This is a genomic window from Carboxylicivirga taeanensis (assembly GCF_051851475.1).
In the GTDB taxonomy this organism is placed as follows: domain Bacteria; phylum Bacteroidota; class Bacteroidia; order Bacteroidales; family Marinilabiliaceae; genus Carboxylicivirga; species Carboxylicivirga taeanensis.
Genome location: NZ_JBPUSJ010000006.1, coordinates 257216 through 272184 on the forward strand (window position 1 = coordinate 257216; position 14969 = coordinate 272184).

General features: G+C 42.2%; 14 protein-coding genes. 3 read left to right on the forward strand and 11 right to left on the reverse strand.

The window, feature by feature from the left end; all coding sequences use genetic code 11:
• Positions 1-33 precede the first annotated feature (33 nt).
• The gene (locus ACSX1H_RS11485; RefSeq protein ID WP_439184074.1) at positions 34-486 is read left to right on the forward strand and encodes a type I restriction enzyme HsdR N-terminal domain-containing protein; all 453 of its coding nucleotides are present in this window, start codon (positions 34-36) and stop codon (positions 484-486) included.
• A gap of 4 nt (positions 487-490) precedes the next feature.
• Here the strand turns inward: ACSX1H_RS11485 and ACSX1H_RS11490 are convergent, their stop codons facing one another.
• The 8 genes from ACSX1H_RS11490 to ACSX1H_RS11525 all read right to left on the reverse strand — a co-directional run bounded on the left by ACSX1H_RS11490 (position 491) and on the right by ACSX1H_RS11525 (position 8175).
• Positions 491-997: a GNAT family N-acetyltransferase gene (locus ACSX1H_RS11490; RefSeq protein WP_439184077.1), complete on the reverse strand. Its 507-nt coding sequence runs from the start codon at positions 995-997 to the stop codon at positions 491-493.
• A gap of 5 nt (positions 998-1002) precedes the next feature.
• Positions 1003-2916, reverse strand: coding sequence for a tetratricopeptide repeat protein (locus ACSX1H_RS11495; RefSeq protein ID WP_439184078.1), 1914 nt, complete (start codon positions 2914-2916; stop codon positions 1003-1005).
• 130 nt (positions 2917-3046) lie between these two features.
• A complete protein-coding gene (locus ACSX1H_RS11500; RefSeq protein WP_439184079.1) occupies positions 3047-4636 on the reverse strand; it encodes a hypothetical protein in 1590 nt (529 codons plus the stop codon).
• Between the two features lie 108 nt (positions 4637-4744).
• Entirely contained in the window at positions 4745-5917 is a 1173-nt protein-coding gene (locus ACSX1H_RS11505; RefSeq protein WP_439184081.1) for a glycosyltransferase family 2 protein, read from the reverse strand.
• A 45-nt stretch (positions 5918-5962) separates the two neighbouring features.
• A complete protein-coding gene (locus tag ACSX1H_RS11510; protein ID WP_439184082.1) occupies positions 5963-6397 on the reverse strand; it encodes a BT0820 family HAD-type phosphatase in 435 nt (144 codons plus the stop codon).
• 12 nt (positions 6398-6409) lie between these two features.
• Positions 6410-6862, reverse strand: coding sequence for a hypothetical protein (locus tag ACSX1H_RS11515; protein ID WP_439184083.1), 453 nt, complete (start codon positions 6860-6862; stop codon positions 6410-6412).
• Positions 6863-6864: 2 nt separating this feature from the next.
• Complete coding sequence (gene recR, locus ACSX1H_RS11520) at positions 6865-7485, reverse strand: recombination mediator RecR (protein WP_439184084.1); 621 nt, start codon at positions 7483-7485, stop codon at positions 6865-6867.
• Positions 7486-7551: 66 nt separating this feature from the next.
• Entirely contained in the window at positions 7552-8175 is a 624-nt protein-coding gene (locus tag ACSX1H_RS11525; protein ID WP_439184086.1) for a DUF4294 domain-containing protein, read from the reverse strand.
• A gap of 168 nt (positions 8176-8343) precedes the next feature.
• On the opposite strand from ACSX1H_RS11525, the gene ACSX1H_RS11530 reads away from it, so the two are divergent.
• Together ACSX1H_RS11530 and nhaD are read left to right on the forward strand one after the other, a co-directional pair.
• Positions 8344-8682: a hypothetical protein gene (locus ACSX1H_RS11530; protein WP_439184088.1), complete on the forward strand. Its 339-nt coding sequence runs from the start codon at positions 8344-8346 to the stop codon at positions 8680-8682.
• A 75-nt stretch (positions 8683-8757) separates the two neighbouring features.
• A complete protein-coding gene (gene nhaD, locus ACSX1H_RS11535) occupies positions 8758-10131 on the forward strand; it encodes a sodium:proton antiporter NhaD (RefSeq protein ID WP_439184089.1) in 1374 nt (457 codons plus the stop codon).
• A 322-nt stretch (positions 10132-10453) separates the two neighbouring features.
• Here nhaD and ACSX1H_RS11540 read toward each other — a convergent pair whose 3' ends face one another.
• The 3 genes from ACSX1H_RS11540 to ACSX1H_RS11550 all read right to left on the reverse strand — a co-directional run bounded on the left by ACSX1H_RS11540 (position 10454) and on the right by ACSX1H_RS11550 (position 14850).
• Entirely contained in the window at positions 10454-12766 is a 2313-nt protein-coding gene (locus ACSX1H_RS11540) for a family 65 glycosyl hydrolase domain-containing protein (protein ID WP_439184091.1), read from the reverse strand.
• Between the two features lie 62 nt (positions 12767-12828).
• Positions 12829-13482 (reverse strand): beta-phosphoglucomutase, encoded by a 654-nt coding sequence (gene pgmB / locus ACSX1H_RS11545; RefSeq protein ID WP_439184092.1) that lies wholly within the window; start codon positions 13480-13482, stop codon positions 12829-12831.
• Positions 13483-13491: 9 nt separating this feature from the next.
• Positions 13492-14850: an MFS transporter gene (locus tag ACSX1H_RS11550; protein WP_439184094.1), complete on the reverse strand. Its 1359-nt coding sequence runs from the start codon at positions 14848-14850 to the stop codon at positions 13492-13494.
• Positions 14851-14969 lie beyond the last annotated feature (119 nt).

The window sequence follows — 14969 nt, forward strand, 5'->3', positions numbered from 1 at the left end:
AATTGATTTATTTTGTTGAAAAAATAGGGATTCATGCAGCAACTTAATCTACCTCCGGCCCAGCTACGAACCAGGTCGACTGAAAACAGGATACAGGTATTCGATGAGGTACGAAAAAAGTACGTGGTTTTAACGCCTGAAGAGTGGGTGAGGCAGCATTTTATTCATTATCTGGTTAAACATTTAAATTATTCGCCCGGATTGGTGGCTGTTGAAATACCTGTTAAAGTAAACGGTTTGAGTCAGCGTGCCGATATTGTGCTTTACAACAAAAAGGGCAAGCCGGTTGTTATCGTGGAGTGCAAAGCCCCTGATGTGCCGGTCACCCGGCGGGTGTTTAACCAGGCAGCCCGATACAATACGCAGCTTAAGGTCGATTATCTGATTGTTACCAATGGGTTACAGCATTATTGCGCACGCCTACTCGATGAACAAGGTAATTATGAGCTGCAAAATGCCATCCCCACTGCAGGAGATGTTTATTGATTAACTACTTCAGCAGCTGATAGAGGGCTTCATCAGTAAAGCCATCTTTTGTTTTTCGCCATTGCTTTTTGATCCCAACCAGGCTGAAACCTGCTTTTTCAAAGAGTGAAATACTGGCTCTGTTTTCTGTTGAAATATTTGCGTAAATCTGTTTAAGGCCCAGGTTATTAAAACAATAGTCACAAAACATGTTTAAGGCCTCGGAGGCATAGCCTTTCTGGCGATATTGCTGATGGATGATAATGCCCACACCCGCCCGCTGGTGAAACCCATCAAAATCAAACAGGTCAATCATGCCCACAACTGTTTTCGAGGGTTCAAGCTCAATAATAAGACGTAACTGCTTGGTTTGGAAAACATCCAGTTGAGCCTGCTCAATAAACTTTTTTAGTTGATGCCTAGAAAAAGGGGTGAGCGTATTGCTCACCTCCCATATATCCATATTATTTTCCCACTGATAGAGCAGATCTATATCTTCTGGTTCGAGTGCTCTTAACACCAGCTCCTCCATTTACATTATTTTTTTATTAGTTGATCATATTGCTTAATGTCGCGGATAAAGCTATCTGACCATAAACCGGTTTTCAGTACTTTTTCCTTGGCTTTGAGGCTGGCCTTGTAGCCTTTAAAAGTGCCGTATGAATACCGGTAGTTGCCATCTGTACACTTATACTCTTTAATCAGTTCTTGCTCTAAGTCTTTAAAAACCTTAAAGGAAGCAACCGGTTTTTTAAGCGTGAGGATTTGAACCGTATAGTAGGGAATTCCATCACTGGTGTCATATACATCAGGTTGGGCTTTAGCTGCAATGTCTGGTTCTTCCTCTGGAGGAATGGCCACCAGCATCACGTCATCTATATCAAATGCCTGACTCGTACTTTTATAAGTCATTTCCCTGGTTACATCGATGTTTTTCACCTTACTTTCAAAGCCTGCTCCTTTGTACTCGGCGGTGTAGCTTTTATCAGCCTCCAAAATTAGTAAATACTTTCCGGTTCCGGGGTGCGGTTTATATAAACCTATTGTTTCGTTGGTGTCTTTGGCCTTCACATCGATGACAACATTTTCAATAGGCGCTTCGGCAGTGGCATTCACGCAGCCTTTTATTACCACCAGTCGGTTAATTTCGGGCTCCTTATATTCAATCAGATAGATGTCTGATCCACCCAAATTATCATCGTAGCGGGCTGAGGCGTAGTAGGCAATATTTGGCATGGTAGTCGGAACAAAAAAGAAGTCATCGTCTGGCGTATTAATGGGATAGCCCATGTTAATAACTTCACCCCATTCGCCATTTTCATCCATTACCGAATAAAAAATATCGAACTGCCCCATTGAATTGTGTCCTTCAGAGCTAAAGTACATGACTTTACCATTGGGGTGGAGGATGGGTGTTCCCTCATCGTATGGTGTATTAAATGCTTTCATGTTTTCGGCTTTGCCCCATTCGCCATTGGGTAAGCGGCGCACCCTGTAAATATCGAAGCCACCCAATCCACCCGGGCGGTTACTGCTTACATAAATGGTTTGTTTATCAGCCGAAGTGGTGGCGTGAGTTTCTTCGTACTTCGAATTGATTGGGCTATCCATTTTTACTGGCTCGCTCCAGTTATCGCCATCGTAGAAGCAGGTGTAGAGGTTAGCTCCATCCACATCATTGCGAAACACGATTAGTTCAGTACCTTCCGGGGAGAGGCTTACACCGGCTTCGTGGCCTGACCGTCTGAAAAGCTCTTTTAAAGATTTTGCTTTTTTCCAGTTATTTTCTTCTTTATCAGAGGTGTAAATCCGCTCGGCATACTGTCCGTCATAAAGGAGTTCGCTATAGCTGGAGGCCCGGCGGGATGTGAAAAGCAGCAGGTTTTGATCGGCCGTAATTAAGGGACTGTGATCATCGTACTTAGAGTTAACGGTCGGCCCGAGGTTTTTCACCTTTAATTCTACCGGAGTTTTCATCAGCTCAATGGCATTTTGGCATATCTCTATTTCCCGTTGAGCTTCCTGCTTCAATTGTTCATCTTCAATGGGCAAAAGCTCAATGAGTTGTTGATAAGTTTCAATGGCTTTTTCGTGCTGAAGCAGGTACTGATGTGATTTGCCGATCGAAAGCTGAAGATCCACTCCTAAATCTCCTATTTTTTCATCTTCTTTAAGCAGGTGATAGGCTTTCTGAAAATAGATAATGGCCGTATCAGGGCCGTCGGAAGTGTTGAGGTAGCAGTTACCAAGATTGTATAGCGTTGGGATGTTGTCAGGTTCATCCTCCAATAGTTCGGAGAAGAGTTTAATGGCTCTGCTAAAATCTTCGTCGTCGGCAAATTTTATGGCCTCGTTAAATTTTTTATTGTTGTTTTTTTCATCTGATTGCGCCAGGTTTAGCTGAGCTATAAGCAGAAGAATTGTTACAAGGAGTGCATTTAATCGTATCATGCTATAGGTACTTAACGTTTGGTTTTCAATTGACTGTGCAAAATAGGTAAAAATGTGTGTTTATACAGGTCTGGTTTCTATTATTTTATGAATTGGCATCCAAAATTGACTGAATTAAGCTCTGTTACTGTTAATATTTCTTTTTGACAAGCATGGGATGCAGAAAAATGGCTTTTGTGCGGGATGTATAGTTAGCTTGGTAAGGAATCTCGATGTCTTTGGTGAGACGAATGGCGTCTGGTGTGTCAATGGTCATCTGGTAGCTAACACCGGTTGGCAAAATTAGGGTGTACTTGCCGGTGTCTGACTGTGGTCGGTAGGTGCCCATGAGCTGCCCATTTTCTTTTTTGTTAATGGTGATAACTGCAGAGGATGCCGGCTTGCCCTCTTCGGTAAATAAATAGCCGGCCACAACGGCCAATGAACGCTCATCATCTTCCGGAAATTCAATGATATAGAGATCGGTTCGCCCAAAACCCTCGTTTCTCTCAGAGGCAAAGTAAACCCGCTGACCATCTGTGGTTGGGAAGTAAAATAGATCATCGCCGGGAGTATTTATCGGGTAACCAATATTAATGGCTTGGCCCCAGTTTCCATTACTATCTTTTTCGCACTTAAAAATGTCGTAGCCTCCCATTGAGGTATGGCCCTCCGATGCAAAATAGAGTAGCTGACCATCGTAAGACAAAAATGGACTTTCTTCGTTGAGGGGTGTATTAATGGCATCGCTCAACCGCTTTGCTGGTCCCCAACTGCCATCAGGTAACTTTTGACATAGGTAAATATCCATCCCGCCGTAACCACCGGGCCGATTGCTGGTGAAAACAATGGAGTTGCCATCGAGCGAAAGACTGGCATGAGATTCTTCGTAACTGGAGTTAATAGGTTTGGTTAGTTTTTGGGGCGATGACCATTGGTCTTTATTCAATTCGCTGAGAAAGAGGTCACCATTACCTTCGTTGCGGTAAATAATTAAGGACTGACCATCGGCACTTAAACTGCAAGTAGCATCGTACTGATTGGTATTTAATTGACTGGTGCCTGGTGTGAAATCCCATTGGGAATCAGCCCATTGTCTGGCGTAGATGTTTTCTGGGGAAAAGGCGGTATCAGTGCCTTTCTGGTCACCTCTTTTTCGGTTAGAAGTAAACAACAGCAGGCTTTCGTCGCCTGATACTACCGGGCTGTGTTCATCGTAGCGGGAGTTGATGCTCTTCCCTAAATTAGTAATGCGAAAATGAACCGGATGTTTGCTTAGTTCAATGGCATTTTTGCAGTAGCTAATTTGTTGCCTGAGTTGTTCATGAATATCTGTTCTATTGGGTGGTACGGCCTTTTGTAATTGCTCAAAACGCTGCAAGGCCTTATTGAACTGCGATGATAGGTGGTAAGCTTGTCCTAAATGGTAGTTAGCACGTATGGCATGGTCGTTTTTTGATGAATAAAGTCCCAATTGCTTACTGGCATTGAGCAGTGGCGGTATAGCATCTTGAATGCGCCCGTCTGTATTTAACAGGCAAATGCCTTCGATGAGCTGTAAATAAGCATGGTTGGGATAGTTGATTTGTAGTTGCTGAATCTCTCTGATGGCTTGTGGGTAATTTTCTGCCATTATGAGGTTTTCAATAGGAATAAGATCCTTTTTTCGGGGCTTTTGGGCAGTGCTTTCGGTTGCGCTAAAGCAAAAGAAAGTTAAGGTAATGATGAGGTACCTGGTCATGATGAGGTTATTTGTCTTTGGCTAAAATAATCTCACTAAAATTGCAAAAATCATTATTGATAGACAAGTGAAAGCTGCAAATACTAATTTATTTCGTTGAGCTGTAGTTTATTTGAGGTGAATGACTTGGCCCTTTTGCCTAGCCTGCGCACAAATGATAAGACTTTTGTTGTCCTGTGTAATAAACGCATATTTACCCGGATGACTGGAAATTATTTCAATTGCCTGCTTGTAGCTGATGTACTTAAAATCAAATATCAGAAGCTGTGTGGCAGAGGGGATAAAATTGTCAGCCGCACGTCGTTCAACCTTACAGCCAAGCGCTGGCTCTATTGCGCTGTGCAGTGACTTATTTTCGGATAACAAGCAGGCCGATGAAAAAGAGGCTTTAATTTGAGACGAAGATTGAAATAACCTTATTTTGCTGCTTAAAATGCGCAGGTGTATAATCACTTTAATGCACAGCCATACAAGTGCATTTGTAATAAATGGTTTTTGTTTGAAGATGTGTTGTTGATAAAACAGCCACATCGCATGGTAAAAATGCCAGATTATGACTGGATTAACATTAGTGCTTTGGCCTTTAAAGTGGATGATAGAAGTGAGGGGGAAGTAAACATTAGTTCCATGCTTGGTTTTTAAACTGCAGGATAGATCAATGTCTTCGCCATACATAAAATAGGACTCGTTCAAAAGCGTTAGTTGGCCTTCATTATCTCGTGGAATAAGCAGAAAAGCTCCGGAAAGCACATCAATCAGATGAATATCGTCTTGGCTTAAATATCCACAATAGTACTTGGCAAACAGTTTAGATTTGGGGAAAAGTTGATGCGCGCCAATCAGTTTAAAAAAGGAGGTTTTTAAATCAGGAAATCCGCGTTTGGATTCTTTCAGGTAATGCCCGGTGCCGTCGATCATTTTAACGCCCAAGCCTCCTGTTTGGGGGTGTTGGCTGTAATATTCAAGCACTTTAATAAAAGTATCCTCAGCAACAATGGTGTCGGGATTTAACAACAGAGCGTATTGTCCGTTGGCGCATTTAAGGCCAAGGTTATTGGCTTTGGCAAAACCCAGGTTTGCTTGGTTGGGCAGAAGCCTGACGAACTTGTAATTAGTTTGTACCGTTGAGCGAAGGTGCTCATTGTTTGAGTTATCGATGAGAATAACTTCTGCACGCACTTTTTTAATGGCTTGTTCAACGGCATCCAGCGTTAGCTTGAGAAAATCAATCGCATGAAAACTAACTATAATAATGGATAATTCTATCTGGGGCTTACACATAACTTTAAACGGTCACTATTTAAGAACGTGCCTTTGATAGAATTGTTATTTGCCGCAGAAGATTGCCTGTAAAAAACCGCAAAAGGTTTTTCGCTGGGCTTTCAGATACCTTTTCTGATAGTTCTGAGTTTCCTCGTCAGTCGCATCTTTGTTAATCCATTGCCATATTTCTCCCCATCCCATAAAACCACCCACGTTGCGGTCGTCAATAAATAAATCGGCATTGACTTTTCGGCTGATGTGCTCATCAATCTCTTCTTCGGGGTGGGTGCGGTTGACAGCATAGAATTCAATACCATTTTTTCGGCAATACTCAACAGCATCCTCCAACTCTTTGCCTGTTCTAATGGTCCATAATATTAGCAGATGGCCTTTGCTTTGAAGTGCTTTTAGTGTTTCAAAGGCAAAAATTTTTTCTTTACCAATGGCAGGGTATTTATGTTCAACAATGGTTCCGTCAAAATCAACAGCTATTAGCATAAGTTAAGGTCATTAAGATTCGCTTGGGTCAATATTTAGTTCTTCAAAAATGTTATTTTTTTTCGGATAATTAAGTATCAGAAACAGGTAGACTAATCCAAAAGTCATAAGCTGATTTAAGTTGCCAGTGATTAAATAACTGAGCAGGCTAAGAAGAGAAATCCCTTCAAGTGTCATAATTTTAATGAAATACGACATGCGGTACTGTTGCATCTTTTTATCAGCACTTAGCTCGGGATCGATGTGTTTAACCTTTCGGTTGTGAAACATGTAACTCGCTGGTATGCCGGCAAGAGCCAATACAATTATTAGCGATTTTAAGTTGTTCTCGGCCATGGTATCCAGGGTATAAACACGGCCATTGGTGCTGATAAATACAAACGTCAATGCGGCAAAAAATGCCAGCAATATGGCGACAATGAAGTAGATGAGTCTAATTTGTTTAAGTGTTTTCTGAGTGCTCATTTTTACAGTGTTTTTTCAAATGGTAAACGGTTAATCAGAGAGCGTCCGAGGGTAACTTCATCGGTGTACTCCAGCTCATCGCCAATAGAAACTCCGCGGGCAATGGTTGTTGTGGAGATGGCATATTTTTCAAACTTTTTATAAAGATAAAAGTTGGTTGTATCGCCCTCCATAGTGGTGCTTAGCGCAAAAATAACTTCTTTAACGCTGCCTGCCTTAATTTTTTCCTCCAGTGGACCAATTGTCAGGTCATCGGGGCCAATGCCATCCATGGGAGAAATAACGCCTCCTAAAACATGATAAATACCCGAGAACTGTTGGGTGCTCTCAATGGCCATTACATCGCGTATGCTTTCAACCACACAAATGGTACTGTGGTCGCGGTTAGGGTCGGCACATATGTTGCAGGTGATGCTGTCAGAAATATTATGGCAACTGGAGCAATACATTATTTCTTGCCTCATATGGTGCAAGGTGTCTGCAAATTTAAATACATGCTCTTTTTCTTGTTTGAGCAGGTGCAACACAAGCCTTAACGCTGTTTTTCGGCCTATGCCGGGTAGTTTGGCAAATTCATTTACAGCGTTCTCTAAAAGTTTGGAAGGATATGATGATGGTGACATTACATTTTTATCTATTGGGCTTTAAAGATAGTAAAGAATGTATATTGCTTGTGATTTTTGCCGGGTTTATATTATGCCGCTATCGATGAGTAATATTATGTGTTCAATCATTTTGTCTTCACTATCAGCATGATATTCTGCTTTTAAGTTGGAACCAAATAAGCGTGCTATTCCTTGCCAAAAAAAAGCTGAAAAACCTCCTTTGTAGTATTTTATTAGTTCATAAGTGGTGTTTCCGGTTTCGCGGTTAATAAGTTTAATCAGCAGCCTGCCCTGTGAGAAGGTGAGTTTTTTTAAAGGCTCTTCAAATTCCTCGAATAGCTCTTTCTCCGCTTCTTTGAGGTAGGCTTTTTTTTGTTTCTCGGTGGTGAGGGTGGCCAAATGGGCATTGATTGCATTCACTTTCTCACCGGCGCTTCGTGCATAGGGCAGGGCTTTTTTAATGTTTCTGACCAGTTTTCCATAGCGGCGTTTGGCGCGTTTGTTTTTAAATTTATAAGGTGGAATAACAGCAACCTCTTTTAGGTTGACATGGGGCATGGTATCTTGTTCAACAATGCGGTGCTGAAGGACAATATTGATGGAGTCTGCTAATTCCTGTCCCTTTATGTCAATACTAAAAGTCAGAAAAAGCAGCAAACTAATAATAATGCCTTTATAGCATGCCTGTTTTGTATCCGGTTGTTGCATGTAACAAAAATAGAAACGCTCAGGTGTTTTGTGCAAATATTTTTGGCTTTTAGGTGTCAAGCGTCAGTTGAAGTGAATGAATTGTTTTTGTTACTCTTGTCAGATTTAACCGATTTATGTTTGTAGCAATTAATGTTTATACTACTTTTGCGGCCTTAATTTATTTGCATGCTCCAAATCTGGTACATATCTTTTATGTTGGTTCTGATGACCTTTAACGCCTTAAAGGTGGCAGGGGCGCATGAACTGTCTGCAGAAAAGGATACCCAGACCGCACAATGCTATTATGAGCAACATGCAAATATCCTCGATTTATTTTACGGAGACACCTTCGTTGAGGAGGTAGGTGATGGCGCAGGTGAGTCAATGCATCACGTTGTATCATGTCATAACGCGGTGCTTCATAGTTTCCCTGTTAATGACTTGGTTTATCACTTCTTTAGCCGTTTCAGCTCCTTTATTCTGTTTGAGGCTGACACTTCTCCTCCTGCCGTGGCAATTGCCTGATTCAGGTTCACGCTACTTTCGTTAAGTATCTAATTCAATTATAACTAAAGGTTAAACCTCTTAGAAAGGAATCGTATGTTTTTTTTAATGGTAGTAGTCTTTGTCGTAGGCTACGGATTCATTGTGTTTGAACACATTAATCACATCAACAAAGCGGCAACCGCCTTATTTATAGGCACTGTTCTTTGGGCAATTTATGCGCTGGGAGGCGAGCAGATTTTATCAAACGGCTCCAGTGTAGCCTGGGCCAACTTTTCGAAGACCCACCTCGAGGATGTTACCTATTTTATTACTCACCATCAGCTTTTTCATCACCTTTCCGAAATTTCATCCATACTGTTTTTTTTGGTGGGAGCGATGACGATTGTAGAGCTTGTTGATAAGTATCAGGGCTTTCGAGTTATTACTAACAAAATTGAAAGCACTAACATTAAGCAGTTATTGTGGGTCATTAGTCTGCTCACTTTTTTTATGTCAGCAGTACTCGATAATTTAACCACAACGATTGTATTAATAACTGTTTTACGAAAGTTGCTTACCAAACAGGAGAACCGCTGGATATTTGCCAGTGTCGTCGTTATTTCAGCAAATGCAGGTGGTGCCTGGTCGCCTATTGGTGATGTTACGACTATCATGCTTTGGATTGGCGGACAGGTAACGGCCCCGCATATTGTCGGATCGCTCATTCTTCCCAGCCTGGTGAATATGTTGGTGGCAACGGCCTTGTTTAGTGTATTTACTGTTAAGGGTCAAACACTAAAACCGGTGTTGCCTGACGATGAAACACGTGAATTTACAACTCATCAGGAGCGTGTTTTTATGCTGGTGGTTGGTACATTGGCCCTTATATCTGTTCCGGTTTTCAAAACATTAACCCATCTGCCACCTTTTCTGGGCATGCTGCTAGGTTTATCTGTTTTATGGATAATGACCGACAGATATCTCAAAAAGCGCAGTGCTGAAGACCGGCGTAAGCTCACAGTTACTGCAGCCTTAAAAGCAGTGGATATTCCAACCGTATTATTTTTCCTGGGTGTATTAAGCGCGGTTGCCGCACTTCAGTCAGCCGGACACTTAGATGTGCTATCGAAGTGGTTGGATAATAAAGTGCATAATATGTATGCTATCAATATACTTATCGGTATTATTTCTTCTATTGTAGATAATGTGCCCTTGGTAGCTGCGTCAATGGGAATGTACCCTATTCAGGGACCGGAGGCCATAGGCATGGCTCAGAACTTTATTCAGGATGGGTATTTCTGGACCTTTCTGACTTATTGTGCTGGTACGGGAGGTAGTTTACTCATTATTGGTTCAGCTGCAGGTGTGGCAGCGATGGGCCTGGAGCAGATAAACTTTTTGTGGTATCTGCGGCGGGTGACATGGATTGCACTGCTTAGCTATTTCGCGGGCGCGATTGTTTACTACCTGCAAGTCCAAATATTTTAATAAGTTGATTAAGAGTGTATAGAAGAATAGTAATGACCATGAAATACAATTCAATACATATAACAAAAGATACTGATTCCCGGGTTTCTAAGCCGTGGCTGGGAGTTGTGATATTAACTATTATTATTCTGCTGATCAGAATAATAGTAGGGTCTGTTTAATTTTTTTGGTTTTAGTGAGTGACTCGGATAACAACCGTCCCTGATTTTTGGTTATCCGGTTGCTCACTTTTTTTATCAGAAAATACCTGGTTCGATGGTCCTAAAATAAAAAAGAGACCATCCTTTGGGGACAGTCTCCTGGTTATTGATTTAATTTTCGATCATCTGGTTTTAACGGCAATTGATTGGCCGGCATCTACTTTTACTTTTTCATTGTAAACCATTAGCTCAATAGCTGTTGCCGAATGTGACAGAATGCTCACTTCCTTTTCATTTACAATTACTTCCATGTCGTTACCCATAAAAGAGATGCGGAACGAATATTCACTCCATTGTTTGGGTATTATTGGATTTAAATAGAGCTGTCCATCATGTACCCGTTTGCCACCAAACCCTTCAACTATCGACATCCAGGTGCCCGCCATGCTGGTGATGTGCAGTCCTTCGTGCGCCTCATGGTTATAGTCATCAATATCCAGTCGTGAGGTCCGCAGATACATCTCGTAAGCTTTTTCAAAATCGCCTATTTTGGCCGCCAAAACCGAGTGTACGCAAGGCGAAAGTGATGATTCATGAACGGTTCGGGGTTCGTAGAATTCAAAATTCCGTTTTATGGTTTCGGTATCAAACTCTTCTTCGAACACATAAATGCCCTGAAGCGTATCGGCCTGCTTAATATAGCAGCTGCGCAAGATGCGGTCCCACGACCAATATTGATTGATTGGACGTTCTGCCGGATTGAGCTCGCTGGCCAGTATTTGCTCTTTATCCATATAGTTGTCTTGCTGCATAAATACTTGCAGCTGCTCGTTATATGGGAGATGCATGTTTTCGATGATAGCTTTCCAGCGTGGCACCTCTTTATTATATTGGAATGAGGTTTTATTTAGCAGCTCGTTGTAGCGCTGTTCATTCATGGCTTTTACCTTTTCCAATGCTTCAATGGTGTATTTTAAGCACCAAACGGCCATTTTATTGGTATACCAGTTGTTGTTGACGTTATTTTCATATTCGTTAGGACCTGTAACGCCTAGTATCATATACTTTTGACGCTCTTCGGAGAAACTCACTCGCTGACTCCAGAAACGAGCGATGCCAAGCAGCACTTCTAAGCCATATTCACTAAGGTAGGCTTCGTCGTTGGTGTGACGGATATAGTTGTGTATGGCAAACGCAATGGCTCCGTTTCGATGAATTTCCTCAAAAGTAATCTCCCACTCATTATGGCATTCCTCACCATTCATGGTTACCATTGGGTAAAGAGCCGCCCCATCTTTAAAGCCAAGTTTTTCGGCATTCTTGATGGCGTTATCTAAGTGTTTGTATCTATATATTAATAGGTTGCGTGTTACTTGGGCGGGTGCTGTTGCTATGAAAAAGGGTACGCAATAGGCTTCCGTGTCCCAGTAGGTCGAACCGCCATATTTCTCACCGGTAAATCCTTTAGGACCTATGTTGAGGCGTTCGTCCTCGCCCGTGTAGGTCTGATTCAGGTGAAAGATATTGAAGCGGATGCCCTGTTGAGCGGCTACATCGCCTTTGATACGAATGTCGCTGAGCACCCATTTTTCGGCCCATACTTTTATATGATCTTCAAGCAGGGTGTCGAAGCCTTTTTCCCAGGCGGATGAGGTCGCATTTTTTGTAGCTTCCAAAAGAGCTCCCTTTTCGTAATTGAGCGAGCTGGTTACACCTACAATTTTGTCAATAGAATAGCATTCGCCTTCTTTAACCTCATGCTCAATGCGATTGGCTACCCAAGCTTCTTTCTTTAGTACTTCGGGTGTTGAGGTGAGTTCAGTGTTATTAATACGCGCCAGCACCTTCATTCCGAATCCGGCCCTGAAACCTAATTTCTTTGTTTCGGTTAGCAGGTAAGCTTCGCCGGCATGCGCCTGCATATCAACTATGTTCCAGAACTTCTCATCGTAGTTAGCATCTTCGTTAACCACGTCGCCGTCTAAATAGGCCGTAAATGCGATTTTTCCGTTGAAGTTGATTGGGGTGACCGAGTAGCGGATGGCTCCATTTTCAGTATCGGCCATGCTCACAAACCGCTTCGCCGATACTTGAAGCTGTTTGCCATCGTCAAGGATGGCAGTAAACTCGCGCAACAGATAGCCCTCTTTCATGTTGAGGGTGCGTTTAAAGTTTTCTGTTTTGCAGGTATATAAGTCCAGGTGGTGACCATCAATCTGCACGTCTATTCCAATCCAATTCGGACTGTTTAGTACTTTTGCAAAGTATTCGGGGTAGCCATTTTTCCACCAACCTACACGTGTTTTATCCGGGTAATAAATACCCGCAATGTAACTTCCTTGCAGAGAAGGGCCTGAATAGCTCTCCTCAAAATTGGCTCTTTGTCCCATTTTACCATTGCCCAAGCTAAAAATACTCTCAGAGGATTGATGGTATTCAGGGTTAAAGCCCTCTTCTATAATGCACCACTCATCGTGTTTTAAATACTCCTTCATTGTAATTTGGTTTTAAGATTTTAAGTTGGTGACTAGCGCCACTTTTCATTAAAACCGTAATTCTAGTTTAGTTCCATTAATTTTTCATAGGTCATTTGGTGCAAGCCATCAATCACCAGATGGGCTTTACCCAGCACCGATGGAGACCCTATGCCTACGCACTTCATTTGACCCGCCAATGCTGCTTCAACACCTGCCTCGGCATCCTCAAACACCACACATTCGGATGGGGCAACATTTAAAGCGGCGGCTCCTTTTAGAAAGACTTCAGGGTTAGGTTTAGCTTCCGACACTTTGGTTCCGTCAATAATTGCTTCAAATAGTTCGGTGAGTTGTAGGCGCTCGAGTATGGTCATTGCATTCTTGCTTGCTGACCCAAGAGCTACCTTAATTCCCCTGGCTTTCAGTTCTTCCAGGAATTCTCTCGCTCCTGCTAATATTTCGTTGGGCTGCATTTTTAAAATGAATGTTCGGTAGTTGTCATTCTTTTTTTCAGCCAGGCGCACTTTTTCTTCCTCGTTTAGGGTGATTCCACCTATTTCGAGCAGTATGTTTAATGAGGCCATTCGACTAACGCCTTTCAAACGCTCATTATCCTCTAAGCTAAACTCAAAGCCCAACTCATTCGCCAGTTCTTTCCACGCGATGTAGTGATACTTTGCTGTATCAACAATTACACCGTCCAAATCAAATAAACAAGCTTTAATCTGTCCCATCAATTCGTTTTATTCGTTAGTTTTAATTTCTGATTTTACAAACGAGACCATAAAGGCTCCTAAAATCATGATAACACCCGCCATGACAAGAATATAGATGCCCTCACCACCAAAGAATGTTCTTAAAATTGGACCACCTACGATGCCACTCAGTATTTGGGGCACCACAACAGTGAGGTTAAACAGGCCCATGTAGATGCCCATTCGTTTTGGGGGAAGTGAGCCGGAAAGGATGGTGTATGGCATTGCTAAAATGCCTGCCCAGGCTATTCCAATTCCAACCATTGACAGCAACAGCATGTATTGGTCGTTAAAGAAAAAGGTGGAAATATAGCCGATTCCTCCCAGCAGCAGTGACCCGGCATATACCGTTTTTCGACTGCTAAGTTTTATAAACCATGGCATTACGGTTGAAAAGAGCGCAGCAACGGCACTATATACAGCAAAACAAATGCCTACCCAGTTACCAGCTTCGTTAAAAGCTTTGAGTATCGTTTCGTTGGTTTCTGTTTCGGCATTAAAATCGATAGGTACGCCGAAATAGTGCTGTGAAACAGCCGTTGTTGAATACACCCACATCAGGAAAAGTGGAAACCATGAAAACAATTGGACAAGCGATAACTGTCGCATTGTTGCCGGCATGTTTGTTAACAGTTTCCAAAAGCTTTCTTTATGTGCTTTATCCTCCGCGGTAATATTTTTATACGAATCAAATTCTTCAGGAGGATATTCTTTCGTTTTAAAAACGGTGACCAGTACGCTTAATAGCAGCAAGGCTCCTCCAATGTAAAATGACCATATAACCGAGGGTGCTACGTTTCCTGCTTCAGGTTCATTTTCAATTCCGATGGCTGTTAATATAAATGGTAAGGCAGAACCTATAACAGCCCCCGTGTTGATCAAGAAACTCTGAACCGAATAGCCTATGTTGCGCTGTTCTTCGGGTGTCATATCGGCTACTAAAGCTCTAAAGGGCTGAAACGTTACATTAAACGACCCATCCATTAGTGCCAGCATGGCTACTCCGAACAGCAAAACACCTGCACCGCCGGCCTTAATTACCAATGGTGCATTCGGCATGAAAAACATCGCAATCATTGAAACAATGGCGCCGCCTAGAATATAAGGTGATCGACGTCCTAAGGGCGTCCAGGTTTTATCACTGGCTGCACCCACAACGGGTTGTACAACCAGCCCCATAATTGGGGCTACCAACCAAAAGAAAGAGAGATTATGAGGATCTGCTCCTAAACTGGTTAAAATACGACTGGCATTGGCATTTTGCAATGCAAAGCCAAACTGTACGCCAAGAAAGCCAAAGCTTAAGTTCCAAATTTGCCAAAAAGATAACTTTGGTAATTGTTTCATAATTACTTGTTTTAGTATTGAGAATACCAAATACCTCTCACGTAAGAGCTAAATCATATTCATTGCCTTAGTAGTGGTACAATAATATCCTTTTATACTTATAAAGCTATAAGCATTCA